The following is a 25,061-nucleotide window of genomic DNA, read 5'->3' on the forward strand; positions in this document are numbered from 1 at the left end:
GCCGCGACCCCTCAGGATTGCGCATTCCATGCCACTGCTGCCACCGGTTCGTTCGATCCGGAACAGGATGATCGTGCTGTTCATCGTTGCCACCACGACAACGCTGGGCGCGTTCGCCATGCATCGGCAATGGCTGCTGCACCAGGACCTGGAGCAGCGCTTCGAGCGGACCCGTGGCGAGGTGTTGGACGGCCTCAAGCAGAGCCTGGCCGCGCCCACCTGGGCGCTGAACGTGGGGACCCTGCGCACGCAGCTGGAATCCACGCTGATCCATCCCGAGGTCACCGAGGCCTGCGTCTTCTCCCCGGACCGGGAGGAGGTGTACGCGGCGGTGCAGCGCACGGCCACCGCCGCCCCGGCCGGGCCATTCTGCGCGGCCAGCGGGCATGACGTGCTGGCGGAAGTCACGCTCTATCCCCCGGATGACATCGACGCCGAGCGGCGCAGCCAGGCCATCGGCACGGCCGTGGTCCGCTTCACGCGCGACACCATGCAGAAGACCCAGCGCGCGGCCATGATCCAGGGGATCACCGAGGTCGCCGTGATCGACGTAGCGCTGGTCATCCTGCTGACCTTCGGCCTGCGGATGGTGTTCCAGCCGCTCGAGCATCTGCGGGAGGCGCTGTTCGAACTGTCCTCCAGCCATGGCGACCATCTCGACGAACTTGCCCGGCTGGGTCGCACCGAGTTCGATAGCGTGATCGACGGCTTCAACTCGGTCCTGCGCCGCCTCCGGCTGATCATTGCCCTGCGCACGGAGGCGGAACTGGAATTGATGGAGAAAAACCGCCTGCTTGAGGCGCTCTCCAAGACCGACCAGCTCACCGGGGTGTTCAACCGGCGGCATCTCGACGATGCACTGGCCGGCGCGCTGGCGCGCAGCCGTGTCGAAGGCAAGCCGTTCTCGATCCTGCTGATCGACGTGGACCGCTTCAAGTCGGTCAACGACACCTACGGCCATCAGGTGGGTGACCGCGTGCTGGTGGAGATCGCCGACCTGATCATGGCGGTCAAGCGGCCGACGGACACCCTCGGGCGCTGGGGCGGCGAAGAATTCCTGCTGATCTGCGCCGATACTGCCCTGCAGGACGCCGTCCAGTTCGCGCACCGCCTGCGCAATGCCGTGGCCGAGCAGGACTTTGCCGTGACGGGCCGGATGACCGCCAGCCTGGGCGTGGCCTGCGTGCAGCCGGGCGACACCATCCACGGCATGATCGCCCGCGCCGACACGGCCCTGTACCGCAGCAAGGAGCGCGGCCGGAATCGGGTCGAGTTCGCCGACGATGGCGTGACCACGCCGTAACAGCGGAAAGCCGCCGCCGGGCCGGTCAGGGCGGTAACAGACCGGTCCGGGCGGCGGCCATCACTTCCCGGCTCAGGCCGTCGATCAAGGCCGATGCCGCGCGGGCGTAGTGCCAGTGCAGGGGCACGTCCAGCGGGGTGTCCGGCACCAGTTCGACCAGCGTGCCGTCTGCGAGATGCCCGGCGATCAGGCTCTGCGGATGCAGGCCCCAGCCCATGCCGGCCACGGCCGCCGTGACAAACGCCTGCGACGACGGCAGCGTGTGCCGGGGCAGTTCCACATGCCGATGGCACAGGCGCCGCACCCAGGTCGCCTGCAACGCATCCTTGTTGTTGAACACCAGACTCGGCGCCGCCGCCAGACTGCCGGCACCCACGCCGGCGGCGAAATGGCGTTGCACGAAGGCCGGGCTGGCAGCCGCCAGATAGCGCATGGCGCCCAGCGGACGGCTTTCGCAGCCAGCGGCAGGGCGGGCGGCGGCGGTCACGGCAGCCAGCACGGCGCCGCTGCGCAGCCATTCGGTGGTGTGGTCCTGATCGTCCACCGCCACCTCCATCAGGACGGGATGTTGCGCGGCAAACGTCGCAATCGCCGGCGCGGCCCACGTCGCCAGACTGTCGGCATTGATCGCGACGGGCAGCGCCACCCGCGCCAGCCCCTCCGCCGCAAGTGACGGCAACGTCCCCTGCAATTCATGTTCGAGCATCCGCACGCGGTCCACGTGCTGGCACAGGCGGCGCCCGGTTTCCGTGGCCCGGCAGGGCTGGTCGCGGATCACCAGCGCGCAGCCCACGCGCTCCTCCAGCAGGCGAATGCGTTGGGAAATGGCCGATGGGGTCACGTGCAGCGCGCGGGCCGCACGCTCGAAGCTGCCTTCGCGCACCACGGCGGCCAAGGCGGACAGGGCGGCGTAATCGAGCATGAGATTAGCGAAACTACATCGAATGAAGAAAAGATAGTTTGTCTACATTTTCCAGAGCAGGCAAGCTGCGCGCATGATTTCCGCACTGCCCACTCCTTCGCTCCCTTTATCCGTCGCCCTGCAGGGCCTGGCCCTGAGCTTCGGCCTGATCGTCGCCATCGGCGCGCAGAACGCGTTCGTGCTGCGTCAGGGCCTGCGCCGGGAGCATGTGGGCAGCGTGGTCCTGCTCTGCGCGGTGGCGGATGCCTTGCTGATTGCCGCCGGCGTCATGGGCATGGCCCAGGCGCTGGGCGAGCGCCCGGGCCTTGCGCGCTTACTGGCGCTGGCCGGCGCGATCTTTCTGGCCGTCTATGGCTGGCGGGCGCTGCGGCGCGCGGGGCAGGCGCACCGGCTGCAGGCGTCGGAGGGGGAGAAGGGTGCGAAGAGTCTTAGCCGAGGCGCGATATTGGCGCAGGCGGCGGCCTTCACGCTGCTCAATCCACACGTCTATCTGGACACCGTGCTGCTGGTGGGCAGCATCGGCGCCCAGCAGCCGGCCGCGCTACGTGGCTGGTTCGTGGCGGGCGCCAGTTCCGCCAGCCTGTGCTGGTTCGGGCTGCTCGGGTTTGGCGCGCGCTTTCTCGCCCCGTGGTTCGCCCGGCCGAAGGCCTGGCGCGTGCTCGACGGGCTGGTCGGCATCACCATGTTCCTTCTGTCGGCGCTGCTGGTGCGCCATGCCTGGGCGGGCTGAGCCCGCCCGCCATGACAGCGCCCCTGACTACACCGGCACGTTCAGCACCGCCTTGGTCTCCAGGAACGCTTCCAGCCCATAGACGCCGTACTCGCGCCCAATGCCCGACTGCTTCAGGCCGCCGAACGGCGCCGCCGGGTCGTGGGCGAGCGTGTTGACGAGGACCCGCCCGGCCTCGATGCGCGATGCCACCGCGTGCGCCCGCTGGACATCCGCCGACAGCACGTAGGCCTGCAAGCCGTAGCTGGTGTCGTTGGCGATGGCGATGGCCTCCTCCTCGTCCCGGTAGGTAATGATCGACAGTACCGGTCCGAAGATCTCCTCGCGCGCAATCGTCATGTCGTTGGTCACATCGCTGAAGACGGTCGGGCGCACGAACCATCCTGCGTCGAGCCCTTCCGGCCGGCCTTCGCCGCCCGCCACCAGCCGCGCGCCTTCGTCAATGCCGATGCGGATATAGCGCTGCACGCGCTCCCACTGCTTCTGGCTGACCATCGGCCCGACCGTCGTCTGCGGATCGCGCGGATCGCCGGCTTGCGTGGCCGCCACGATGTCGCGCACGTGCGCCTCGAACTCGGCAAGCCGGTGTTCCGGCACCAGAATCCGCGTGCCGGCGATGCACGCCTGCCCGCTGTTCATAAAGCCGGCGTCCATGGCCATCGGCACGGCTTCGTCGAAGTTCGCATCGTCGAGCACGACCACGGGCGACTTGCCACCCAACTCCAGCGTCACCCGCTTCAGCGTGTCCGCCGCCACACGCAGGATGGTCTTGCCGACCGCCGTGGAGCCCGTGAACRACACCTTGGTCACATCGGGATGCGTGCTGATCTCGGCGCCGACCACATCGCCGCGCCCTGTGACGATATTGAACACGCCGGGCGGCACGTCCGCCGCGTGCAGCGCCTCGGTGACGATGCGGGTCTGCATCGCGCTCATCTCGCTCGGCTTGATGACGGCGGTGCAGCCGGCGGCCACGGCGGCAGCCAGCTTGCCGCAGATAAAGCCCGCGTCGCTGTTCCACGGCGTGATCAGCCCGGCCACGCCCATCGGCTGCATCACCACCTCGGCGCCGCCCACGCGGCGCGTGAACGTGTACTGCTCGAGCACATTGGCCGCGTCGATCAGCACGTTGCTCGCATGCCGGGCCATCCAGCGGCCCCGGGACACCGGCGCGCCGTACTCCTCGGTGATTGCCTCGTACAGTTCGTCTTCCTTCGCCAGCACGGCGGCGTGCATGCGCTTCAGCAGGTCCACGCGCGCGCGCTGGCTGGTGCGGGAGAAGGCCGGGAACGCCCGTTTGGCGGCGGCGATGGCGTCCCGGGCGTCCTGCGCGTCGGCCAGGCGCACCTGGCCGATCACCTGTTCGGTGGCCGGGTTGAACAGGTCGAACATCTCGTCGCCGTGCGGGGTGACGAAGGCACCGTCGATATAAATCTTGTCGATGATCTGCATGGTGGGTCTCCGGGGTAGCGGAAAAGCATCTTAAGCAAAGCGCGAAAAACGCGGGCTGAAGCACAAGATAGCCCTGCGCCATTGTGTTGACTAGCCATACAATGCGGGATGTGATGATGAAGAAATCAGGATAATGAAATCCTCTGGCCTCGGTGAACTGGAGGCGGTGCTGGCGGTGGCGCGGCATCGCAGCTTTCGGGCGGCAGCGGCGGAGCTGGGCGTCTCCACGTCCGCGCTCAGCCACGCGGTGGCGGCGCTGGAGTCGCGCATCGGCGTGCGGCTGTTCCATCGCACCACCCGCAGCGTGTCGCTGACGGCGGCCGGCGCGCAGTTCGTGGACAGCATCGCGCCGGCGCTGTCCACGATCCGGGGCGCGATCGAGCAGGCGGGGAGCCTGCGCGACACCGTGTCGGGCCAGTTGCGCATCAACACCTCGGCGGGCGCCGCGCGGCAGGTGATGCCGCTGTTCATCGCCTTCCTGCAGCGCTATCCGGCCATGACGCTCGATATCGTCACGGAAGGGCGGCTGATCGACATCGTCGCCGACGGCTTCGATGCCGGCATCCGCCTCGCCGAAACCCTGCCGCAGGACATGATCGCCGTGCCCTTCGGCGATACCCAGCGCTTCGCCGTGGTCGGCAGCCCGGACTACTTCGCCCGGCACAAGCCGCCGCGCACGCCCGCCGACCTGCACGCGCACGCCTGCATCCGCACGCGCATGCCGAGCGGGGCGATCTACCAGTGGGAATTCGCGCGGCATGGCGAGGCGGTGCGCGTCGACGTCAAAGGCGCGCTGACCCTCGACGAGCCCGGCCTGACGCAGCAGGCCGCCCGCGCCGGGCTGGGGCTGGCCTACCTGAGCGAGTGGAACGTGGCCGCCGACCTGCAGGCCAGCACGCTGGTGCGCGTGCTGGAAGGCTGGACGCCGCCGCTCGATGGCCTGTGCCTGTACTACCCGGGCCGCCGCCACGTGCCGGCCGGCCTGCGCGCGCTCATCGACCTGATCCGCGAGTAGGCAGACGCGCGGCGCTGAGGGGCGTATCAGGCACCGCCCGCCGCCGGGTTTCCAACGTAAAATTCTGCTGCCGGCGCGAGGCGTCGGTGCAATGTCTTTACATTCTGGATGTACGTCGACCTCCTCACCCTTTATCTCCTCGCCATCGGGACGCTTCTGGCCAGTGCCGGCATGACGTTCTGGGAGCATCGGACCAATCCCCGCCGCAGCCGCACGCTGCGGATTCTCGCGGCCGGTTTCACGACGCTCGCCATCGGCTGCGCGCTGGTGCTGGTCCGGCGCAGCGTGCCCGGGGCGATGGGCTCCGCCGTCAGCAATCTCGTCATCCTTACCGGGTACCTGCTGGTCCTCGGCGGCATCGCTTCGCTGAGCGGGCGGCAGTATCGCGCGGCGTCGGTGGGGATACTGATCGTGGACGCGCTGGTGTGGGCCGGCTGGGGCGCGCAGCGGCTGGACCTCATGTGGAACTACGTCAGCGCCCTGCCGATCGCGCTGATCAGCGCCATGACAGCGCGCGAGATGCTGCGTTGCGAGGCGATGAAGGCGCTCCGTTCGCGCCACATCATCGTGGTCGTGGCGGGCATCCATGCCGTGGTCTATTTCGCGCGGGCCCTGATCCTGCCGTGGCTGGTTTCTGCCTACGGGCCGGCGATGCAGGCCGCCGCCAGCAAGCTCACGGTCTACGAAGGGGTGCTGTACTCGGTCCTCCTGCCGATGGCGCTGCTCAAGCTGATCCGTGACGAGGCCCACGGCCAGCTCCTGCAGGAAGCCCAGACCGACTACCTGACCCGGCTGGGCAACCGCCGCTGGTTCTTCGAGCAGGGCGCCCGCCTCTTCGGTGGCGAAGGGAGCCGGCCGGTGGCCGTGCTGGCGTTCGACCTCGACCGCTTCAAGGCCGTCAACGACGTGTACGGTCACCAGACTGGCGACCAGGTGCTGAAGTCGTTCGCGGAAATCGCCCGGCGTGTGCTGGGGCCGCACGCGCTGCTCGGGCGCATCGGCGGCGAGGAGTTCGCCGCCCTGCTGACCGGCGACGACGCGCGCCGCGCCCGGGCGCTCGGCGAGGCCGTGGCCACGCGCTTCGCCGACACCATCCCGCACCAGATCCACGGCCTCGGTCTCGGCATTCCGGCCACGGTCAGCATCGGGCTGGCCCACTTCGAGACCGAGGTGCCGCCGCTGGCCGACGCGCTGGCCGCCGCCGACCAGGCGCTGTATCGCGCCAAATCGCTCGGCGGCAACCGGCTCGAAGTGGCGCGGACCGCCGAGGGCTCCGCCGTGCGCTGAGCCGGGCCCTAGAAGCTGGCCGCCAGCCCGAACGACAGGCCGTGCACGTTGTTGCCGAAGACGTAGCGGAACACGCCCCGGATGCGGGTGACGAATACTTCATGTGCGCTGGTGTCGAGTTCCAGCCCGGTGCCGACCGTGGTCAGCTGGCTGAAGCCCAGCGCGCCGGCCTGGTTGCCGAAGTAGTGCGAGTGGGACAGTTCGAGCACATAGCGCACCGGCCGGTCCAGCGCACGCAGGCCGGTGGGCGCGCGCCAGCGGGCGTAGAGGCTGGCGGTCTGGGCGGCGGCGGAGGCGTTCATGCCCCCCGTGGTGCCAAAGCTGCGCAGGTAGATGTTGGTGTAGCGCAGCTCCACATCGACATCGCGCTCGTTGCGGTGGCTTTCCCAGTCCAGCATCACCGACCCGCCCAGCCCGTAGGCGTTCATGGCGCCGTTGTCCAGGAAGGCGATCTCCTGGTCGGTCACATGTTCCACCGCGAACTTGGCGACGGAGAGGTCGCTGGCCACGCGGCCGATCGAGGCATTGAAGATCGGCCGGAATACCAGTTCCTTGCTGTCGATGAGCGGGAAATCCCAGCCGACGCCGACCGTGCCCGCGAAGGTATTCCACTTGGTCGGCAGCTTGCGGGTCTCCTGGCCGTTGGAGGCCACGAAGGTCGGGTCGTAGCGGTTGTAGGCAATCGACCCCTCCAGGTAGAGCGGGAACGACTGGCTCAAGGTGAAACCGCCGCCGAGCTGCCAGAGCGTCAGGGCGGGGTTGTCGGTGCTGGTGTTGCTGATGGAGAGCGAACTGGAGGCGAGGTCAGGCACCACGGCGAACGACATCAGCGTCAGCACCGCATTCGCCTGTTTCTGGACGTTGGCGCCCACGATGCCGAACGTGGGGCCGGTCTGGGCGTGGGCCGGCGCCGGGGCGAGGCCCACCATCCCCATCATCGCCAACATCACCAACATCACCACACATCGCGCGGAATTCAGGATGCCATGGGCGCGCATCGCCTACCTCTTCCTGGCCGGATTCAAGGACGCGGTCATGATCGCCGCAACGCCCAGTCGGCGGAAGTAAAACTTCTTGCGCGGCCATTAAGAAAGTTCGGTGCTTGATGTGGCGCAAACGGCGCGACGCTGCGCAACGTTCATTCCGGACAAATCCGACCGCCTGTTCAATGCCGCGCGGCGGATTGGCGTGACGATGGCGCCTGCACACTGGAGGACAAACCATGAAAAAAATCGTAGGGATGGCGCTGGCCGTGACGGCGTTGGCTGGCGCGGGCGTTGGGCTGGCGGAGACGGCGAAGGAAGCCGCCGGGAAAGACAGCATGCAGGCGGCCAAGCCGGTCGCCAAGATAGCCAATCAGGACCTCAGCAAGGTAGCCGTGCCGGACAAGATCCCGCCCGGCTACCGCGCGTGGACGCTGATCTCGGTGGCCCGCGAGGAAGGCGCCACCGACGACCTGCGCGCCATCCTCGGCAACGAGGCGGCGGTCGTGGCCCTGCGCAGCGGCAAGTACCCGCTGCCCGACGGCGCCATCATCGCCCGGCTGGCCTGGAGCTACGACGCGCTGGCGGAGAGCGCGGAAGCCTTCGGCAAGGCCCAGTCCCACGTGGCCGGGCACCCGAAGAACGGCCTCCAGTTCATGGTGCGGGATTCGACCAAGTACGCCGCCACCGGCGGCTGGGGCTACGTGCAGTTCGATGACGGCAAGCCCTCGGACGCCACCAAGCAACAGGCCTGCTTCGCCTGCCACACGGTCGTCAAGAACCGCGACTATGTGTTCAACCGCTTCGCCCCGGATCCGCCTAACAGCAACTAGCCGAGCCCGGACAGAGGGAAGTGGCGGCCCCGTCATTTCTCTCACCGTAACGATCCGCCGCCGGGTGTCATTGTTTGACCATGGCCCCCGGCGTATCGTGGCCCACATCGACAGTCATGCCGCATGTCCGGAGCCGCGATGCCAGATTCCCCCACTCCCCGCCAATGGGACACCCGCCGCGTTGAGAAGCGCCGCCGCCAGGGCCTTGGCGCCCGGCTGGCCGATGGCAAGGTGGTTGCCACCGACAACATCGTCCCCTTCCTCGAAGCCGTGACCGCCCCGGGCGACCGCGTGGTGCTCGAGGGCAACAACCAGAAGCAGGCGGACTTCCTGTCCCGTGCGCTGGCCGAGGTAGACCCGGCCACCGTGCACGACCTGCACATGATCATTCCGAGCGTCAGCCGCGTCGAACATCTGGACCTGTTCGAGCGCGGCATCGCGCGCAAGCTCGACTTCGCCTATGCCGGCACGCAGAGCGTGCGGATCTCGCAGTTCCTTGAGGATGGGCTGCTCGAAGTCGGCGCCATCCACACCTATATCGAGCTGTACGCCCGGCTGTATGTGGATCTGACACCACAGATCGTGCTGATTGCCGGCTACAAGGCCGACCGCGCCGGCAACCTCTACACCGGCGCCAGCACCGAGGACACGCCCGCGCTGGTGGAAGCCGCCGCGTTCCGCGACGGCCTGGTGATCGCCCAGGTCAACGAGATCGTGGACGACCCGGCCGACCTGCCGCGCGTGGACATCCCCGGCTCGTGGATCGATTACGTGGTGCAGGCCGACAAGCCGTTCTTCTGCGAGCCGCTGTTCACGCGCGACCCGCGCCTGATCAAGCCGGTGCACGTGCTGATGGCGATGATGGCCATCCGTGGCATCTACGAGCGGCACAAGGTGCAGTCGCTGAACCACGGCATCGGCTTCAACACGGCCGCCATCGAACTGATCCTGCCGACCTACGGCGAATCGCTCGGGCTCAAGGGCAAGATCTGCAAGCACTGGACGCTGAATCCGCACCCCACGCTGATCCCGGCGATCGAATCGGGCTGGGTCGAGAGCGTGCACAGCTTCGGCAGCGAACTGGGCATGGAGAACTACGTGTCGGCCCGGCCGGACGTCTTCTTCACCGGCGCGGACGGCGCGATGCGCTCCAACCGGGCCTTCTGCCAGCTCGCCGGCCAGTATGCGGTGGACCTGTTTATCGGCTCCACGCTCCAGATCGATGGCGACGGGCATTCGTCGACGGTCACGCGCGGCCGGCTTTCGGGCTTCGGTGGCGCGCCGAACATGGGCCACCAGCCGGGCGGACGTCGCCACGCCACCCCGGCCTGGCTCGACCTGATCGAGACTGACGACCCGCTCGCGCGGGGCCGCAAGCTGGTGGTGCAGATGGTCGAGACCTTCCAGGCGGGCGGCAAGCCGACCTTCGTGGAGTCCATGGACGCTGTGCAGGTGGCCAAGGATGCCGGCATGCCGCTGGCGCCGGTGATGATTTATGGCGATGACGTCACGCACGTGCTGACCGAGGAAGGTATCGCCTATTTATATAAGGCGACGTCGATCGAGCAGCGCCGCCGGATGATCGCGGCGGTGGCCGGCGTCACGCCGATTGGCATGCGCCACGATCCGGCCACCACGCGCCAGATGCGCAGCGACGGGTTGATCGCACTGCCGGAAGACCTCGGCGTGCATCGCGCCGATGCCACGCGCTCGCTGCTGGCGGCCAAGAGCATGGCCGATCTGGTCGAGTGGTCGGGCGGGCTGTACGAGCCGCCGGCACGTTTCCGGAGCTGGTAATGGCCGTCCCAATCCATGCGGTAGCGCTCACCGAAGACCGCGCCGGCGCCATCGGCGCACTGGCCGAAGCGGTGTTGATCGACGAGGCGATGTTGTCGCCCAAGCCCGGGCTGGTGGATGCGCGCGGCAGCGGCGCCCACCGCGACCTGACGCTGGCGCTGATGGTGGCGTCCGCGCGCAGCCTGCGCGGCGGCTTCGCCGCGATGGCGGAGGCGGGGCGGGAATCCTCCGGCGTCGATCGACCCCTGCGCGAACAACTCGGCGCGCTGGGCCGCGCGGCGGAGGCGACGATGCTGCGCGCCACCGGCGGCGTCAACACCCATCGCGGCGCGATCTGGTGCCTGGGCCTGCTGGCCGGCGCCGCCGGGCTGCTGCCGGAGGGTGCGGATGCCCACGCCGTGGCCGACGCGGCCGGGGCCATCGCCCGGCTGCCAGACCGGCATCGCCCCGCGCACACCGGCAACAAGGGCGAACTGGCGCGGCAGGCGTATCAGGTAGGTGGCGCGCGCGGGCAGGCCGAGGCCGGCTTCCCGCATGTCGTGCAACGGGGTTTGCCGACGCTGCGCGCCAGCCGCGCGCGCGGCGATGCGGAGCCCACCGCGCGCGTTAATGCGCTGCTGGCGATCATGGCCGGGCTCGACGATACCTGCGTGCTGGCCCGCGCCGGCCGCGAAGGGCTGGCCACGATGCAGGCCGGCGCCGCTGCCGTGCTGGCGGCGGGCGGCATCGGCACGCTGCCGGGCCGGCGGCTGCTGCATCGGCTCGAAGCCGGCATGCTGGCGCGCAACGCCTCCCCCGGCGGCGCCGCCGACCTGCTCGCCGCCACGTTATTTCTGGATCGCCTGCCCACCGGGCCGGCGCTCCCCCACGGAGACCGATGATGGAACAACTCCAGTTCGAATATCCCGCCGGCGCACCGGCCAGCCAGCGCGTGCTGGTGGGCGTGGTCGGTTCCGGCGACCTTGAAGTGATGATCGAACCCGGCGACGCCGGCAAGACCTCGATCCAGGTGACCACCTCGGTGGACGGCTACGGCCGCGTCTGGGACGCCCAACTCACGCGCGTCTTCAGCGCCGAGCCGCGCGCCGCCATGCGTATCCGCATCCACGACTTCGGCGCCACGCCGGGCGTGGTGGGCATGCGGCTGGCCGAGGCGTTCGAGGCATTGGATGACAGCAAGGGGCAGCCATGAGCCAGCCCGCACTGCTGTCGCGCGAGAGTTTTGTCGAACTGGGCGCCCGCGCGCGCGCCCATGCGCTGCTGGACCCCGGCACCTTCCGCGAACTGGCGGGGCCGTTCGACGGCCTGACTTCGACCTGGCTCGCGCGTCAGGGCGTGGTGCCGCAGGCCGATGACGGCGTGATCGTCGCCAAGGGCACCATCGACGGGCATCCCACCGTCGTGCTGGCCATCGAAGGCGCCTTTCAGGGCGGCAGCCTGGGCGAAGTGGGCGGCGCCAAGATTGCCGGCGCGCTGGAACTGGCCGCGCAGGACAACCGACAGGGCACCCCGACGCGCGCGGTGATCCTGTTCGAAACCGGCGGCGTGCGGCTGCAGGAGGCCAATCTGGGCCTCGCCGCCATCGCCGAGATTCACGCGGGCATCGTCGATCTGCGCCGCTACCAGCCGGTGATCGGCGTGATTGCGGGGCAGGTGGGGTGTTTCGGCGGGATGTCGATTGCGGCCGGGCTGTGCAGCACGCTGGTGGTCACGCGTGAGGCGCGGCTGGGCCTCAACGGGCCGGCCGTGATCGAGCAGGAGGCCGGCATTGCCGAGTACGACTCGCGCGACCGGCCGCTGATCTGGAGCCTGACCGGCGGCGAGCAGCGCATCGCTACCGGGCTGGCGGACCGCTATGTCGAGGATGACAGCGCGGCGATCCGCGCCACCGTGGCGGCCCTCGTCGCCGAGCCGCCCAATCAGCCACCCACCCCGCCGCGCAGTGCCGCGTATGCGTCCTATCTGCAGCGGCTGGCCGACTATGACCCCGCGCGGCAGGCCGATGCGGCCACCGTGCGCGCCGTGTTTGGAGAACCGTCATGACGACCGAATCGACTGAATCGAACTCCCGGGGCGCCATTTGGCTCGCCGCCTTGAGCCAGGGCGCATCGCGCCTGACCGACTATCCGGCCTCGATCCAGGTGGCCGATGGCGAACTGGCGGGCCGGCCCGTGCGCTGGATCGCGGTGGTGCCCGATGCCGCCAGCCCGTTCCCGCGCGCCCGCCATGGCGAGGTGGGGCTGCGCGAGGGCTGGACGCTCGCGCGCGCCGTCCATGACGCCGTGCAGGCGGACCGCGACGCGCCGGTCAAGCGCGCCATCGTCGCCGTGGTGGACACCCCGAGCCAGGCCTACGGCCGGCGCGAGGAAGCGTTCGGCATTCACCAGTCGCTGGCCAGCGCGGCGGATGCCTACGCCACCGCGCGCCTGCAGGGGCATCCGGTGATCGCGCTGCTGGTGGGCAAGGCCATGTCGGGCGCCTTCCTCGCGCACGGCTATCAGGCCAACCGCATCGTCGCGCTGGCGGACCCCGGCGTGCAGGTGCATGCGATGGGCAAGGAAGCGGCGGCGCGCATCACCATGCGCAGCGTGGAGGACCTCGAAGCCTTCGCGGCCACCGTACCGCCGATGGCCTACGACATCGACAACTACGCCACGCTGGGCCTGCTGTGGCGGCGCGTGCCGGTCGCCCGGGCCGAGGCGCCCGAAGCCGGTGACGTCGCCACGGTGCGCACGACGCTGGAAGCTGCGCTGGCCGATATCGACGCCGACCCCGAGCGCGACCTGCGCAGCCGGCTGGGCGGCGAGAATCGGCAGGCGTCGGCGCGCGTGCGCGAGGTGCTCGCCCGGCAGTGGCAGGGATGACACCGTGCCGGACGCTGCGCTCCCCCGCCCACTCCAGCCGCACGACCTGATCTGGCTGCGCGACGCCCCGGCGTTCGCGGCCAGCCAGCCGCTGCCGGCGTGGGTCGATGCCACGTGGCTGGCGGTGGCGCCCGTAGTGGTGCGGCGCGATCTGCTGCGCGATAGCTGCATCCCGGTGGGGCTGCGCGGCCGGCGGCGCGAGGAGCGCCACGCCACGTGGATCGATGCGTCCCAGTGCGATCGGGTGATGTCGCCGTTCGCCATCGCCGGGGCGGCGCGCTGGCAGGATCACCCGCGCCGACTGGCGCTCCCGGCGCTGCGCACGCTGGCGCGGATCGCCCCGCTGCTCGATGCGCGCGGCCTGCACTGGGGCGTGACCGGCGCGGCCGGGTTCACGCTCGCGTCCGGGCTCGATGTGCTCCATCCCGGCAGCGATGTGGACCTGCTGATCGACGCCGCCGCGCCGCTGGCTCAGGCCGACGAACAATGGCTGGCGGCGCTGATCGACGATTGCAAGGAGACGCGGCTCGATATCCAGATCGCCACGCCTCACGGCGGCTTTGCCCTGCTGGAGCGCCTGCGCACCGGCGGCCGCGTGCTGCTGAAGACCGCCACCGGCCCGGTGCGCTGCACGGACCCGTGGCAGACGGCATGAGCACGCTGCTGACCTTCCCCGGACAAGGCGCACAGCGCCCCGGCATGCTCCACAGCCTGCCCGACCATCGCGCCGTGCACGAGACGCTCGCCCAGACCAGCGACGCGCTGGGCCATGACGTGATGGCGCTCGACACCGCCGACAGCCTGGAATCCACCGTATCGGTCCAGCTCTGCCTGCTGGCGGCGGGCGTGGCCACGGCGCGCGCGCTGATGGCGGACGGCGCCCGGCCGGAGGCCGTGGCCGGGCTGTCGATCGGCGCCTACGCGGCGGCCGTGGTGGCCGGCGCGCTGGCCTATGACGACGCGGTGCGGCTGGTGGCGCTGCGGGGCCGGCTGATGGCGGACGCCTACCCGCAGGGCTTCGGCATGACCGCCATCCTCGGGCTCGAAGCCCCGGCGCTGGAAGCCATCGTGACGCGGGTCCGGGCGACCGGTCTGCCGGTCTACGTGGCCAATTTCAACGCGCCGACGCAGTTGGTCATCGCCGGGGCGGACGTGGCGATGGCCCGCGTGGCGGCGCTGGCGCAGGAGGCCGGTGCGCATGGCGCCAAGCGGGTGGCGATCGCCGTGCCGTCCCACTGCCCGCTGCTGGACGATGCCGCCGCGAGCCTCGCACAGGCGTTCGCGCCGGTCACGCTGCGCCGGCCCACGCTGCGGCTGTTCAGCGCCAGCGCTGCGCGCGAGCTACGCGACCCGGCACGCATCGCGGCGGATCTCGCCGCCAACATGGCGCTGCCGGTGCGCTGGCACGAGACCATGCTGCTGGCGCGCGCCTGCGGTGTGCGGCTGGCGGTGGAGATGCCGCCCGGCAACGTGCTGACGCGGCTCGCCGGCATGGTGCTGCCGGAGGCGGTGGCCTGTGCCGAGACGCGGGCGGACAGTGTGCGCGTGTTGATGGACCGGGCCAGCCGGGGCGAATAGAAGGTGCTCCCGACCTCGCAAAAAATTGAAACAATCGGTGTGCACGTGGGCGGCAAGCCTGCAGGCGGCGTACGATTTGGCCGTTAACACAGGCACGATCCCTAGCCGCCGGGACCCGCCCGGCGCGCGCTCAGGAACCGCCCATGCAGCCGCCCCCGATTCCGCCCGATGAAACCCTGCGTCTCGCCACGCTGAGATCGCTCAACATCCTCGACACCCCGGCCGAGGAACGGTTCGACCGCCTGACCCGGCTCGCCAAACGGCTGTTTGACGTGCCGATCGCGGTGGTCAGCCTGGTCGATGCCAACCGTCAGTGGTTCAAGGCCTGCGAGGGCCTGGACCAGACCGAGGCGCCGCGCAACACCTCGTTCTGCGGCCACGCGATTGCCGGCGACGGCATCCTGTTGATTCCCGACGCCCGCCTGGACCCGCGCTTCCACGACAACCCGCTGGTCACCGGCGATCCGCATATCCGCTTCTACGCCGGCTGCCCGCTGGTGGCGCACAACGGCACCAAGCTCGGCACGCTCTGCCTGATCGACCGCCAGCCGCGCACCTTCGACGACGACGACCGCGCGCTGCTGCACGACCTGGCCCGCATGGCCGAACAGGAGCTGGCCGCCGTGCACCTGGCCAGCATGGACGAGCTGACCGCGCTCTCCAACCGGCGCGGCTTCACGGTGCTGAGCCAGCATGCCATCGAGCTGTGCCGCCGGCTGGACCGGCCGGCCACGCTGGTGTTCTTCGACATGGACGGCTTCAAGCCGATCAACGACCAGTTCGGCCATGCCGAGGGCGACCGCGCGCTGACCGCGTTCGGTGCCGCGCTGCGGCAGGCGTTCCGGGATTCGGATGTGGTGGGGCGGCTCGGCGGCGACGAATTCGCCGCGCTGCTGACCAATACCGATGCTGCCGGCTGTGGCGAGGCGCTGGCGCGCCTGCATCGAAACGTGGATGCGTGGAATGCGCCGAACGCGCGTGGCTACCGCCTGCGTTTCAGCGTGGGGCTGACCGAGTTCGATCCGTCCCGCCACGCCACGGTGCATGAGCTGCTGGCGCAGGCCGATGCGGCGATGTACGCCGACAAGGCCCAGCGCAAGGCCACGCGGCACTGATTCAGGCTGGTTAGGGCTCCGCGCGCTGCGGCGCGGCGCGCAGCACGCCGGCGGCGATCTCGCGCATCAACTCGTCCACGGCATTGAGTTCGGGCTCGCCGAGTTCCCAGGCGCAGCGCGTGGCGCCCCAGTCGCCATAGATCAGCGCGATGCAGCGGTTGCGCATGCGCACCGGCGCCAGCAGGATCGACTTCGCGTCCGGCATGGCGTCGCGGTACCAGCGCGGAATCCGGTGGGCGATGCTCGGGTCGAACGCATCCTCGATCAGCAGCGGCTTGTCGGCCAGCCCGGCGAAGTGGAACACGTCGGGCACGAAGCCTTCCTCGAAGGACAGGGCCGTCAGCTTGTCACGCATGCCCTCGCCAAAGCCCAGCCGCGCGTGGAAGCGCTTGGTGGCCGGGTTCAGCATCATCAGGAAGCAGCGCGAGAAGTTCATCGCGCGCATCGTGGTTTCCAGCACCATCGGCGCCAGCTGGGACACCGACAGCCCGGCGCCCTCGCGCCGCACCTCGTCCAGCCCCTGGCGCAGCCGCCGCAGCATGTCTTCCGGATCGCTGCTGGCGCCGGCGGGCGCCGCCGCCTCGGCCGGGGCCTCGGCGCGGGTGATCGAGGTATTGAGCGAATCGGCCTGGCGCACGGCAATCGCCACGTCGCCGGTGGTCAGGCCCAGCATCTTGGCGTGGGCGGTGAGCAGGTCCTGCACCGACTCCTGCGTGCCGTCGCGCACCATGGCAGCGGCGGCCTGGGCCGAGACATGGGCGATGGCGGCCAGCCAGTCGGCATGGGTTTCCAGCACCGTGTCCGGCGACATCAGGCGCGGCTTCATGGCATGGGCGATGATCCCCGGCAGGCGCCACTTGCGCGCGGCGGCCTCGGCGATCTCCTCCATCGAGACGCCCAGCACCTCCTGGCAGGCCTCGTTCTCGGTCATCGGGTGCGTGGCGCACATCGCCTCCACGCGCTCCCACTCGTCCGGGAAGTAGAACACCACCAGCAGCCGGCTCATGTGGTGCATCAACGTGCAGACGACCGCTTCCTCGCCCTCGTTGATGCCGCGCGCATGCGACAGCGCCCGGGTGATCTCGCCCGCCACCAGCGCGCGCTGGAGCCCCTTGGTGGCTTGCGGGCGCTGCGACGCCACGCCGTGGAAGTAGTCGAGCAGCTGGATGCCCAGCGTCAGGTGGCTGATGGCCTCCACGCCGAGCACCAGGATGGCGCGGGACACCGTGGTGACCTCGCCGCCGAACGAGCGGTACATCGCCGAGTTGGCCAGCCGGATCACCTTCTGCGACAGGCTGAAGTCGGACAGCACGCTGGTGGCCATCTCGCCCACGGTGAGATCGCCGTTGAGCGTCTGGAAGATGTTGTCGACACAGTACTGCAGGGTCGGGAAGTCCCCCTGCTGCGCCATGCGGTTCCACAGCGACTCGAAGAATTGTTCCTTGGACAGCATGGTCATCCAGCCACCTGCCGCGAGAACACTTCGTCGCGGCCCAGCATCAGGCGGCCGTCCGCGAGGGCCTGCTCGAAGTCGAGCGGGCTCAGCGCGCGCGCGTAGCGCCAGCCTTGCACGAGGTTGCAGCCCTGGGCGGCCAGCAGCTCGCCCTGCGCGTCGGTTTCCACGCCCTCGGCGATGGCGACCAGACCCAGCTCGCGCGCCAGCGACAGCACCGCCGAGACGATGGTGCGCGCATGCGGGGAATCGACCATGTCCGCGACGAAGCTGCGGTCCACCTTGAGCGCGGACAGCGGGAAGCGGCGCAGGTAGGAGAGGCTGGAATAGCCGGTGCCGAAGTCATCCACGGCAAAGCGCAGGCCCAGCGCGCGCAGGGACATCAGCAGGTCCTCGGCGGCCTTGGGGTCGGTCATCAGCGCGCTTTCGGTGATCTCCAGCACCAGGCGGTCGGCGCTGATGCCGGCGTCCTGGATGGCGTTGCGCACGCTCTCGAAGAACCCCGGGTGCAGGAACTGCACGGCGGAGACGTTGACCGACATATGGCCGACCTGGAGCCCCTGGGCATCCCACGCGGCCAGCTGGGCGCAGGCGCAGCGCAGCGCCCAGGCGCCCAGATGCTTGATCAGGCCGTTCTTCTCGGCCACGGGAATGAAGACGTCGGGGCGGATGAACTCGCCCGCGTGGTCCCAGCGCATCAGCGCCTCCACGGCGCAGACCTCGCCCGTGGCCGGCCAGACGATGGGCTGGTAGTGGAGCAGGAATTCGCCGTTCTGCACCGCCTCGAACATGCTCTGCTCGATGCGGAACTGCTCGTCCAGCCGGCGGTCCAGCTCGGGCGAATAGACGCAATAGCGGTTCTTGCCCAGCGCCTTGGCCTCGTACATGGCCAGGTCGGCGCGGCGCAGCCAGTGCGACTCCGACTCCGGCTGGACGTTGCCGGACGCGGCCGACGAGAAGGCCAGCCCGATGCTGGTAGTGATCCGCACATGGCAGCCGCCCAGCAGGAAGGGCTGGCGGCAGACGTGGATCACGCGCTCGAGAATGCGGATGGCCTCGGCCTCGGACTCCAGGCCATCGAGCATCAGCACGAATTCATCGCCACCCAGGCGCGCCACGCTCTGCTGGGAGCGCACGGTGTCCTGCAGGCGGGCGCCGACTTCCTTGAGCAGCGCGTCGCCGAACTCGTGGCCGAGCGAATCGTTGATGTTCTTGAAGCCGTCCAGGTCCATCAGCGCCACGGCGAACGGCACGCGCGCGCTGGCGGCGCCGGCCATGTACTGCTCGATGCGCCGACGGATGAAGGCCCGGTTGCCGACGCCGGTCAGCGGGTCCAGGAAGGCGCGGGCGTTGAGCTGGCGCTCGTTCTCGACCCAGTCCGTGACGTCATGGCCGAACAGCAGCAGGCTCGCCGGGGTGTTGCCCTCGCCGGGCTGGTGCGCGATGCGCAGGTCCAGCCAGCCGCCGCCGATGCCGCCGGCAAAGCGCACGCGCTCGCGGCGGGCGGCGCGGTCGCGCGCGCAGGCCTGGAGCAGGGCGGCCACGCTGTCGCGCGATTCCGGGGCGATGACGTCGAGCACCGACGTGCGCAGCAGGTATTCGTGGGGGTATACGAGCAGGTCAGCCGTGGCTTCGGTGGCCTGGAGGATGCGACCCTGGACATCGACCCGCATGGCCAGCGCGCCGGAAGCTTCCAGCAGCGCCCAGGCCTCGCGCCCGGCAGGGCGGTCGCCGGCAGTCCCGCTTTCCGCGGGCTCCGGCGCCAGGGCAACATCATATGCAAACGAGGTCATGTCTTCCTCAGCCCGGAATCCCCTTGGACGCTGGCCTGATAACTGTTGAGTGGGTCTCGATGGGTAACGCGTGTTCTGGCAGGCAGATCGGAACCAGTCCGGGGCCTTCCCGCACCCGGAACATGACCACTGGTTCTGTTGCATGCCGAACGGATCGACACCGGCGATTCTAATACGAGCCGGCATCAGGCTGAACGCCGCGCGGGGCAAGGAATGCGCGGCGTCGGCGCCGCTACAACAGGCGCGCGGCGCCCGGGGGTGGGCGCCGGTGGGGGGATTGACATCGCAACGAAAATGGCGCTTTGTGCGCCGCGGGCTTTCAGCCCCGTTTGTCAGCCCTTCCGTGGCCGGCGCACGGCGCGCAGCTTGCCGCTCGTGCCGCCGCCGCAGAAGAACTGGTCGGCGCCATCGGACTCCAGCCCGGACACGCCCACGCCGGCCGGCATATCCAGCCGCTCCAGCACCTCGCCCGAGGCCGGATCGACGCGCCGCAGCTCGCTTTCCTCGCTTTCCCAGGTGCCATGCCACAGCTCGCCGTCCACCCATGTCACGCCCGTGACAAAGCGGTTGGACTCGATGGTGCGCAGGACCTTGCCGGTCTCCGGGTCGATCTGGTGGATCTTGCGCGCCTGCCACTGGCCCACCCACAGCGTGCCTTCGGCCCAGGCCATGCCCGAGTCGTTGCCGTCGCCGGGGGCGGGGATGGTGGCGACAACCTCCCCGGTCTGCGGATCGATTTTCTGGATCTGGCGCTCGGCGATCTGGTACAGGTGCTTGCCGTCGAAGGCGGTGCCGGCATTGGCAGTCACGTCGAGGGTGCGCAGCGTCTGGCCCGTGGCCGGGTCGAGCACGTGGAGCGCGTCGCCTGAGGCGAACCAGACGCGCTTGCCGTCGTAGGTGACGCCGTGGACGGCCTCGACGCCGGGGAAGGGGCCGTATTCACGGAGGATTTCAGCGGGCTGTCGTTTCATGGGTGGATTCCCTCGTTGGTTGAAACATGCCTTCATCCTAGTGATTCGGCAGCGGGGTGGGGAGTAACAAGGTCGTCGTGAATCCGGGCACGGGGGTGCTCAGCCAGCGCCGGGCGCGGCCCCGGCCGAACGCCTCAACCTTGCCGTCGGCGGCCAGCGCGTCCAGCGCGCGCTGGGCGGTGCGCTGGCTGGCGCCCAGCGCCAGGGCGAGGGCGGAACTGGACCACGACTCGCCATCGCCCAGCAAGGCCAGCACGGCACCGTGCTTTTCCTCGACCGGCCGCGCCAGCACCACCACCTGCCGGGCGGGCGGTGGCTCCAGTGGCACCAGCGCGAAGCCGTCCGGGGTGGCCTCCACCCGCGCCAGCGCGCCCAGCATCGCGCGCAGCCGGCCGATTTCCACGCGCAGCCGCGCGCGGTGAGAGCCGTCGATATGGCGGGTACGGAAGGCCCGGGCGATCAGGGCGTCCCGGGGCACATCGGCCGGCCAGGCTTCGCCGAGCGCCCGCGCCAGCGTCAGCAGCACCGGCCGCCGCGCCAGCGAGATGGCCGTGCCGTCGGCCTGCACGACATGACGGCAGCCATCGATCACCAGCGCCTTGGAGGCTAGCAGCGCCTCCACCTCGTCGAGCCGCAGCGGCCAGTCGCCGTCCGGCGTGATCTGCCGCGCGGCGGGGGCGTCGAGCAGCCGGACGGCCTGCTCGACCTCGGCCGAGAGCCCGGGAATGGCGGCCTGGCGCGCCGCCTGACTGGCCCGGGCGAGGGCCTCGCGCGCGGTCTGGGTGCGCAGCCGGCGCAGGGCGATGCCGGCCACGATCAGTTCGTGCGCGGCGCGCGAGGCGGGTGGGAAGGGGGTGGGGTCGAGCGTGGCGAGCGCGGCCTCGGCGGCGTCGAGCCGGCCAATCAGCAGCAGATGGCGGATTTCGAGTTGCCGGGCGTGGGCGGCATTGGCGAGGTCGCCGTGCGCCGCCAGCGTGGCCTGCGCGGCGCCGAGCGATTTGGCTGGCCAGCCGAGATCGCGGGAAACCAGCGCGATCTCGGCTTCGGCCACCACGCAGCGCGCCCGGGCCACGGCCTCCTTCTGGCCGAAGGCGCGGGCGGCGCGGCGCACCAGCAGCCGGGCACGCGCGAGATCGCCAAGCTGGGCCATGGCGATGCCGCGCAACGCCAGCGCCGGCGCGTCCTCGCGCAGGGCCACGCGGTTCAGCGCGCCGAGCGGGTCACCCGCCGCCAGCGCCCGCGCGGCGGCGGTAATCAGTGCGTCCATCCAGTTCCGCCAGGAAATGGGTCATGGACGGCACACTATCACGCAAGTTACGCAAGCCGCTGGCGCAGGCGGGGGGCAGTCAAGCCAGCGCGCCATCCGTGTAGACGTCGAACTGGCGTGACGGCTCGGCGGACACCCCACGCCGGTCCATGCCCGACAGGAAGCGCGAGCTGTCCTGGTCGCGCGAGGGCGGTGTCACGTCGCGGGCGCCGTCGGTGTAGACGTCGAAGCGGCCACGGGCGCCGTCGCTGTAGACATCGCGCGAATCGACGCGGAAGTTGTAGCCGTATTTGTCGCCGGCGAACAGGCTGTCACGCGGGCTGGCGGCCTGGGCAAGCTGGGCGGCAAGGGCGGTGGCGATGGCGACGCCGATGAGGAAGGGAAGAAAGCGGTAGTACATGGGTCGAACTCCGATTGGGACAGGGTAGGAAGGGCAAGGAACGCAATCGCGCGTTCCTCCCTTCCTACGCAGGGGCCGTGCCAATCGAAAATCTCGCCCGAATGTGCCGTGGCTGGCGCAAAACCGCGCTATCGGGCGCCTGGCTGGCGGGTGCCAGCCAACAGGTGCGGCGCGTGCCGATGGCCGTGCGCCAACACCCGTTGGGGGTAGGTTCAGCGCGAGTGCGTCCGGAAGCCTTCGCCCTGCATGCCGGCCCGATCCACGGCGGCGATGCGGTTCCGGCCATTGTCCTTCGCGTGATACAACTGCGCGTCCACGAGGTTGATGAAGGCAGTGGGCTCCGCGCCCGGCACCGGCAGCGTGGTGCCCACGCCGAAGCTGGCCGTTACGCGCTGTTCGTAGGGGGAGCGCAGGTGGGGGATGGCCGCGTCGGCGATCATCGTGCGGCAGCGCTCGGCAATCGTCACGGCTGTGTCCGCGTCGGTGCCCGGCAGCACGGCCACGAACTCCTCGCCGCCAAAGCGGCCCACGAAGTGCTCGGCGCCCACCGCATCGGCCAGCAGCGCCGCCACCTTGCGCAGGCAGTCATCGCCCTGCAGGTGGCCGTAGTAGTCGTTGTAGGCCTTGAAGAAATCCACATCCATCAGGATCAGCGACAGCGGCTTGCCGGCGTCCTGCAGGGCGGCCCATTCGCGTTCGACCACGGTGTCGAACATGCGGCGGTTGCCCACGCCAGTCAGCCCGTCCGTGAACGAGAGCCGCTCCAGCTCCTTCTGCAACTGGGCGAGCTGTTCCTCGGTGCGCTTGCGTTCGCTGATGTCGAACATGAAGCCGATCAGCGACTCCACCTCGCCGCTGGGCTTGCGCACCACGTGGACCACATCCCGCAGCCAGACATAGCCGCCGTCGCGCGTGAGCGCCCGGTAGTCGGCCTCGTGGTCGGTGCCCGCCTGCGACTGCGCCACGCAGAAGTTCACCACGGCCTCGCGGTCGTCCGGGTGCATGCGGTCGGCCCAGTCGTTGACGGTCTTCCAGGACGACGGCGCCCAGCCGAGCAGCGCCTCGATCTGCGGGCCGATATAGGCGAATGCCATGGTCGCCCAGTCGATCTTCCACGGAATGGCCTTGGTGGACTCCAGCAGCGTGCGGTACACGGCGCTGTCGTCCTCGCCGACCATGCGCCCGGCCGGCGCCAGCGATTGTTCGTGCCGCAGGAAGGCGGCCTGGAGCGGGTGTTCGGGGTGATCGGGCTGGTCGGGCTGGCTCATGGAGAGGGAAAAAGGGCGGTGGCGGAAGCCGGGAATTATGTGGGGAATCGATTAAGGCCGATAGCAACTGGCGATAGCGTCAGGGCTGCCGGGGCGGCGCCACGCCCGCCCCTTCGATGCGGTGCCGTTGCAGCGCCGCCGCCACGAAGCCGCTGGCCTTCATCTCCTCGATATAGCTGCTCAGCCACGCCCGCGCGGCGGTGCGGCCCTTGGGCACGCCCATGGCCTGCTCGATGACCATGAAGCGGCCCGGCAGCAGCCGCACGCCGCCCACGCGCCGTGCGTCGGCTTCCAGCTGCTGCTTTACGCCGGCCGCCACGTCGAGCCGCTCGGCCAGGAACATGTCCGTCACGGCGGGGGAGGTCGGCGCGCGCACCAGCGTGGCCGCCTTGATCTCGCGCGTGAGGAACAGGTCGTAGGCGCTGCCCCGACCCACCACGATGCGCGTGCCGGGGCGGTCCACGTCCTCGTTGCGCTGCGGCGCGGCGTCGTTGCGCACGAGGTAGGCGCCTTCGATGATCACGTAGGGCGCGGTGTATTCCATGTCCGCCGCGCGCACCGGGTCGATGGCGACGAAGGCCAGATCGACCTGCCGCCCCTTCACCGCCTCCACCACGCTGCCTGCCGACTGGAACGCCACCAGTTCCAGCGGCAGGTTCAGCCGGCGCGCGGCCTCGCGGGCCAGGTCGACGGACACGCCCTGAAGGTCGCCGTTGGCCGCCCGGCCCGCCAGGATCGGGTTGCCGAGGTTGATGGCGGCGCGCAGCTTGCCGGTGCCGCCGAGTTCCGTGGCGGCGGCGCGTGCGTCCGGGTTGCCGGCGGCTGCCGGTCCGCCCGGCGTGGCACAGCCGGACAGCGCCAGCGCGATGGCTGCGGCGCCGGCGGTGCCGATCAGGCGTCGCGTCCGGTTCATCAGAAGTCCACCTTCTGGCCCGGTTCCGGCACGATCACCTGCGTGCCGGTGGCCCCCAGCGCGGCCGTGAACTGAGCCGGCGTGCCGGCCAGCTGCGGCGTGGTCAGGTAGTGCATCGGGATGGCGTACCTGGGCTTGATCATGTCGCGCACGGCCACGGCGGCCTCTTTCGGCCCCATCGTGAAGTGCCCGCCAATCGGAATCAGCACGAGGTCCGGCTTGATCATCTCGCCGATCATGCGCATGTCGCCGTACAGGCCGGTATCGCCCATGTGCCAGACCTTGAAGCCGTTCTCCATCTCGATGATGTACCCGACCGGTTCACCGCCGTAGTGCACTTCATCCTTGTTCGTGGCCGGGTTTTTCCAGACCAGTTCGGACGAGTGCTCGGCGTGGACGGCGGTGATTTTCGGCCCCTGCGGCCCGAACGGTGCCACCGTGCCGCTCTTGTTGAAGCGCTGCGACATCGCCGCCGGCACCATGCCCAGCGCGACCAGGGTCTGGCCCATGCCGCCGCCGTTCCAGATCGGCGCGTTATTGAGCTGCGACAGCGCCGCGGCGTCGCCGAGGTGGTCGCCGTGGGCGTGGGTGACCAGGATCAGGTCGATCTTGCCGAGCGCGCCCAGCTGCTTGAAGTTGGCCGGCGTCTTGGGATTTCCGGTCAGCCAGGGGTCGATCATGATGACCTTGCCGCCCGGCGTGGTGATGCGCATGGCGGCCTGACCGAGCCAGAGCACTTCGGTCTTGCCGGCGGTGATCTGCCCCGGCGCGGTGGGCTTGGGCGCGTCGGCGCCCGTGCCGGAGAGGGTCGATGCGCAACCGGCGAGTCCCGCCACCACGGCGGCACAGAGGAGCGTGCGGAGTCTTTTCATGGTTGTCCTTGCTTGGATTGTGTGACAGCGGTGAATGACATCTCGAACCCTGCCACCCATGAGCATGGACATGATCGGGGCGCGGGCTGGCGATGTGGAGTATTCGCAGGCCGCCGGCCCGTGTCAACTCAGGGCGCACCATGACGCTTCCGCATTGATGCACATCTTGCATCAATCGAGAGGAAATTTGCAATTCACAGACGCGCTGCGGGCGTCCATGATGCGTTCAGCCAAAGCCAGGGCCC

24 protein-coding genes are annotated in these 25,061 nt (G+C 69.7%); 13 read left to right on the plus strand and 11 right to left on the minus strand.

The genetic code is table 11. The annotated features are described in order from the left end of the window. Positions 1 to 28: 28 nt before the first annotated feature. The gene (locus AC1DEL_RS01560; protein WP_477125066.1) at positions 29 to 1,303 is read left to right on the plus strand and encodes a GGDEF domain-containing protein; all 1,275 of its coding nucleotides are present in this window, start codon (positions 29 to 31) and stop codon (positions 1,301 to 1,303) included. Positions 1,304 to 1,328: 25 nt separating this feature from the next. Here AC1DEL_RS01560 and AC1DEL_RS01565 read toward each other — a convergent pair whose 3' ends face one another. After that, entirely contained in the window at positions 1,329 to 2,225 is an 897-nt protein-coding gene (locus AC1DEL_RS01565; protein WP_477110492.1) for a LysR family transcriptional regulator ArgP, read from the minus strand. A gap of 73 nt (positions 2,226 to 2,298) precedes the next feature. Here AC1DEL_RS01565 and AC1DEL_RS01570 point away from each other — a divergent pair, with 73 nt between their 5' ends. Further along, positions 2,299 to 2,955: a LysE/ArgO family amino acid transporter gene (locus tag AC1DEL_RS01570; protein ID WP_477125065.1), complete on the plus strand. Its 657-nt coding sequence runs from the start codon at positions 2,299 to 2,301 to the stop codon at positions 2,953 to 2,955. A gap of 27 nt (positions 2,956 to 2,982) precedes the next feature. Here AC1DEL_RS01570 and AC1DEL_RS01575 read toward each other — a convergent pair whose 3' ends face one another. Next, positions 2,983 to 4,407: an aldehyde dehydrogenase family protein gene (locus AC1DEL_RS01575; protein ID WP_477159055.1), complete on the minus strand. Its 1,425-nt coding sequence runs from the start codon at positions 4,405 to 4,407 to the stop codon at positions 2,983 to 2,985. A 133-nt stretch (positions 4,408 to 4,540) separates the two neighbouring features. Between AC1DEL_RS01575 and AC1DEL_RS01580 the strand changes: the two genes are divergently transcribed. Then, on the plus strand, positions 4,541 to 5,422 hold the full coding sequence (locus AC1DEL_RS01580) for a LysR family transcriptional regulator (RefSeq protein ID WP_477125064.1): 882 nt from the start codon (positions 4,541 to 4,543) through the stop codon (positions 5,420 to 5,422). A 108-nt stretch (positions 5,423 to 5,530) separates the two neighbouring features. Beyond that, positions 5,531 to 6,709 (plus strand): GGDEF domain-containing protein, encoded by a 1,179-nt coding sequence (locus tag AC1DEL_RS01585; RefSeq protein ID WP_441591293.1) that lies wholly within the window; start codon positions 5,531 to 5,533, stop codon positions 6,707 to 6,709. 8 nt (positions 6,710 to 6,717) lie between these two features. Here AC1DEL_RS01585 and AC1DEL_RS01590 read toward each other — a convergent pair whose 3' ends face one another. Further along, positions 6,718 to 7,665 carry a hypothetical protein gene (locus AC1DEL_RS01590; protein ID WP_369823409.1) on the minus strand — a complete coding sequence of 316 codons (948 nt, stop codon included), beginning with the start codon at positions 7,663 to 7,665 and terminating at the stop codon, positions 6,718 to 6,720. A gap of 266 nt (positions 7,666 to 7,931) precedes the next feature. Between AC1DEL_RS01590 and AC1DEL_RS01595 the strand changes: the two genes are divergently transcribed. The 9 genes from AC1DEL_RS01595 (at position 7,932) to AC1DEL_RS01635 (ending at position 15,879) form a co-directional block, all read left to right on the plus strand. Further along, complete coding sequence (locus AC1DEL_RS01595; RefSeq protein ID WP_218158026.1) at positions 7,932 to 8,525, plus strand: cytochrome P460 family protein; 594 nt, start codon at positions 7,932 to 7,934, stop codon at positions 8,523 to 8,525. A gap of 138 nt (positions 8,526 to 8,663) precedes the next feature. Next, positions 8,664 to 10,322: a malonate decarboxylase subunit alpha gene (gene mdcA / locus AC1DEL_RS01600; RefSeq protein WP_092293731.1), complete on the plus strand. Its 1,659-nt coding sequence runs from the start codon at positions 8,664 to 8,666 to the stop codon at positions 10,320 to 10,322. Further along, complete coding sequence (locus AC1DEL_RS01605) at positions 10,322 to 11,203, plus strand: triphosphoribosyl-dephospho-CoA synthase (protein ID WP_477125063.1); 882 nt, start codon at positions 10,322 to 10,324, stop codon at positions 11,201 to 11,203. Before mdcA ends, AC1DEL_RS01605 begins: the two co-directional genes overlap by 1 nt. Then, positions 11,203 to 11,514, plus strand: coding sequence for a malonate decarboxylase subunit delta (locus tag AC1DEL_RS01610; RefSeq protein ID WP_092293727.1), 312 nt, complete (start codon positions 11,203 to 11,205; stop codon positions 11,512 to 11,514). The genes AC1DEL_RS01605 and AC1DEL_RS01610 overlap by 1 nt, the downstream gene beginning before the upstream one ends. Next, entirely contained in the window at positions 11,511 to 12,365 is an 855-nt protein-coding gene (locus tag AC1DEL_RS01615; RefSeq protein WP_092293725.1) for a biotin-independent malonate decarboxylase subunit beta, read from the plus strand. Before AC1DEL_RS01610 ends, AC1DEL_RS01615 begins: the two co-directional genes overlap by 4 nt. Then, positions 12,362 to 13,186: a biotin-independent malonate decarboxylase subunit gamma gene (gene mdcE, locus AC1DEL_RS01620; RefSeq protein ID WP_092293723.1), complete on the plus strand. Its 825-nt coding sequence runs from the start codon at positions 12,362 to 12,364 to the stop codon at positions 13,184 to 13,186. The genes AC1DEL_RS01615 and mdcE overlap by 4 nt, the downstream gene beginning before the upstream one ends. A 4-nt stretch (positions 13,187 to 13,190) precedes the next feature. Further along, positions 13,191 to 13,841, plus strand: coding sequence for a malonate decarboxylase holo-ACP synthase (locus AC1DEL_RS01625; RefSeq protein WP_477125062.1), 651 nt, complete (start codon positions 13,191 to 13,193; stop codon positions 13,839 to 13,841). Continuing rightward, positions 13,838 to 14,764, plus strand: coding sequence for a malonate decarboxylase subunit epsilon (mdcH, locus tag AC1DEL_RS01630; RefSeq protein ID WP_092293719.1), 927 nt, complete (start codon positions 13,838 to 13,840; stop codon positions 14,762 to 14,764). Before AC1DEL_RS01625 ends, mdcH begins: the two co-directional genes overlap by 4 nt. A 143-nt stretch (positions 14,765 to 14,907) precedes the next feature. After that, the gene (locus AC1DEL_RS01635) at positions 14,908 to 15,879 is read left to right on the plus strand and encodes a GGDEF domain-containing protein (RefSeq protein WP_477125061.1); all 972 of its coding nucleotides are present in this window, start codon (positions 14,908 to 14,910) and stop codon (positions 15,877 to 15,879) included. Between the two features lie 10 nt (positions 15,880 to 15,889). On the opposite strand, the gene AC1DEL_RS01640 is transcribed toward AC1DEL_RS01635, so the two are convergent. From AC1DEL_RS01640 to AC1DEL_RS01675, 8 genes are all read right to left on the minus strand, one after another. Continuing rightward, positions 15,890 to 17,338, minus strand: coding sequence for an HDOD domain-containing protein (locus AC1DEL_RS01640; protein WP_477125060.1), 1,449 nt, complete (start codon positions 17,336 to 17,338; stop codon positions 15,890 to 15,892). Beyond that, the gene (locus tag AC1DEL_RS01645) at positions 17,335 to 19,125 is read right to left on the minus strand and encodes a putative bifunctional diguanylate cyclase/phosphodiesterase (RefSeq protein ID WP_092293715.1); all 1,791 of its coding nucleotides are present in this window, start codon (positions 19,123 to 19,125) and stop codon (positions 17,335 to 17,337) included. Before AC1DEL_RS01645 ends, AC1DEL_RS01640 begins: the two co-directional genes overlap by 4 nt. A 332-nt stretch (positions 19,126 to 19,457) precedes the next feature. Continuing rightward, a complete protein-coding gene (locus tag AC1DEL_RS01650; RefSeq protein ID WP_092293713.1) occupies positions 19,458 to 20,096 on the minus strand; it encodes a Vgb family protein in 639 nt (212 codons plus the stop codon). Between the two features lie 37 nt (positions 20,097 to 20,133). Then, positions 20,134 to 21,363, minus strand: coding sequence for a helix-turn-helix domain-containing protein (locus AC1DEL_RS01655; RefSeq protein WP_092293711.1), 1,230 nt, complete (start codon positions 21,361 to 21,363; stop codon positions 20,134 to 20,136). A gap of 79 nt (positions 21,364 to 21,442) precedes the next feature. Further along, the gene (locus tag AC1DEL_RS01660; RefSeq protein WP_092293709.1) at positions 21,443 to 21,763 is read right to left on the minus strand and encodes a hypothetical protein; all 321 of its coding nucleotides are present in this window, start codon (positions 21,761 to 21,763) and stop codon (positions 21,443 to 21,445) included. Between the two features lie 212 nt (positions 21,764 to 21,975). Further along, on the minus strand, positions 21,976 to 23,031 hold the full coding sequence (locus AC1DEL_RS01665; RefSeq protein WP_092293707.1) for a GGDEF domain-containing protein: 1,056 nt from the start codon (positions 23,029 to 23,031) through the stop codon (positions 21,976 to 21,978). A 79-nt stretch (positions 23,032 to 23,110) separates the two neighbouring features. Further along, the gene (locus AC1DEL_RS01670) at positions 23,111 to 23,944 is read right to left on the minus strand and encodes an ABC transporter substrate-binding protein (protein WP_477125059.1); all 834 of its coding nucleotides are present in this window, start codon (positions 23,942 to 23,944) and stop codon (positions 23,111 to 23,113) included. After that, positions 23,944 to 24,816, minus strand: a complete 873-nt coding sequence (locus tag AC1DEL_RS01675; protein WP_092293704.1) for a metal-dependent hydrolase — start codon at positions 24,814 to 24,816, stop codon at positions 23,944 to 23,946. The genes AC1DEL_RS01670 and AC1DEL_RS01675 overlap by 1 nt, the downstream gene beginning before the upstream one ends. Positions 24,817 to 25,061 lie beyond the last annotated feature (245 nt).

It is taken from the genome of Cupriavidus sp. 10L43_2 (assembly GCF_056395265.1).

Excerpts from the sequence above, each read along its gene's own strand:
- AC1DEL_RS01590 (WP_369823409.1), bottom strand. The coding sequence starts at position 7,665 with ATGTTGGTGATGTTGGCGATGATGGGGATGGTGGGCCTCGCCCCGGCG.
- AC1DEL_RS01610 (WP_092293727.1), top strand. The coding sequence starts at position 11,203 with ATGGAACAACTCCAGTTCGAATATCCCGCCGGCGCACCGGCCAGCCAG.
- AC1DEL_RS01565 (WP_477110492.1), bottom strand. The coding sequence starts at position 2,225 with ATGCTCGATTACGCCGCCCTGTCCGCCTTGGCCGCCGTGGTGCGCGAA.
- AC1DEL_RS01615 (WP_092293725.1), top strand. The coding sequence starts at position 11,511 with ATGAGCCAGCCCGCACTGCTGTCGCGCGAGAGTTTTGTCGAACTGGGC.
- mdcE (WP_092293723.1), top strand. The coding sequence starts at position 12,362 with ATGACGACCGAATCGACTGAATCGAACTCCCGGGGCGCCATTTGGCTC.
- AC1DEL_RS01580 (WP_477125064.1), top strand. The coding sequence starts at position 4,541 with ATGAAATCCTCTGGCCTCGGTGAACTGGAGGCGGTGCTGGCGGTGGCG.
- AC1DEL_RS01570 (WP_477125065.1), top strand. The coding sequence starts at position 2,299 with ATGATTTCCGCACTGCCCACTCCTTCGCTCCCTTTATCCGTCGCCCTG.
- AC1DEL_RS01640 (WP_477125060.1), bottom strand. The coding sequence starts at position 17,338 with ATGACCATGCTGTCCAAGGAACAATTCTTCGAGTCGCTGTGGAACCGC.
- AC1DEL_RS01595 (WP_218158026.1), top strand. The coding sequence starts at position 7,932 with ATGAAAAAAATCGTAGGGATGGCGCTGGCCGTGACGGCGTTGGCTGGC.
- AC1DEL_RS01660 (WP_092293709.1), bottom strand. The coding sequence starts at position 21,763 with ATGTACTACCGCTTTCTTCCCTTCCTCATCGGCGTCGCCATCGCCACC.
- mdcA (WP_092293731.1), top strand. The coding sequence starts at position 8,664 with ATGCCAGATTCCCCCACTCCCCGCCAATGGGACACCCGCCGCGTTGAG.
- AC1DEL_RS01665 (WP_092293707.1), bottom strand. The coding sequence starts at position 23,031 with ATGAGCCAGCCCGACCAGCCCGATCACCCCGAACACCCGCTCCAGGCC.
- AC1DEL_RS01635 (WP_477125061.1), top strand. The coding sequence starts at position 14,908 with ATGCAGCCGCCCCCGATTCCGCCCGATGAAACCCTGCGTCTCGCCACG.
- AC1DEL_RS01675 (WP_092293704.1), bottom strand. The coding sequence starts at position 24,816 with ATGAAAAGACTCCGCACGCTCCTCTGTGCCGCCGTGGTGGCGGGACTC.
- AC1DEL_RS01605 (WP_477125063.1), top strand. The coding sequence starts at position 10,322 with ATGGCCGTCCCAATCCATGCGGTAGCGCTCACCGAAGACCGCGCCGGC.
- AC1DEL_RS01670 (WP_477125059.1), bottom strand. The coding sequence starts at position 23,944 with ATGAACCGGACGCGACGCCTGATCGGCACCGCCGGCGCCGCAGCCATC.
- AC1DEL_RS01645 (WP_092293715.1), bottom strand. The coding sequence starts at position 19,125 with ATGACCTCGTTTGCATATGATGTTGCCCTGGCGCCGGAGCCCGCGGAA.
- AC1DEL_RS01650 (WP_092293713.1), bottom strand. The coding sequence starts at position 20,096 with ATGAAACGACAGCCCGCTGAAATCCTCCGTGAATACGGCCCCTTCCCC.
- mdcH (WP_092293719.1), top strand. The coding sequence starts at position 13,838 with ATGAGCACGCTGCTGACCTTCCCCGGACAAGGCGCACAGCGCCCCGGC.
- AC1DEL_RS01585 (WP_441591293.1), top strand. The coding sequence starts at position 5,531 with ATGTACGTCGACCTCCTCACCCTTTATCTCCTCGCCATCGGGACGCTT.
- AC1DEL_RS01655 (WP_092293711.1), bottom strand. The coding sequence starts at position 21,363 with ATGGACGCACTGATTACCGCCGCCGCGCGGGCGCTGGCGGCGGGTGAC.
- AC1DEL_RS01560 (WP_477125066.1), top strand. The coding sequence starts at position 29 with ATGCCACTGCTGCCACCGGTTCGTTCGATCCGGAACAGGATGATCGTG.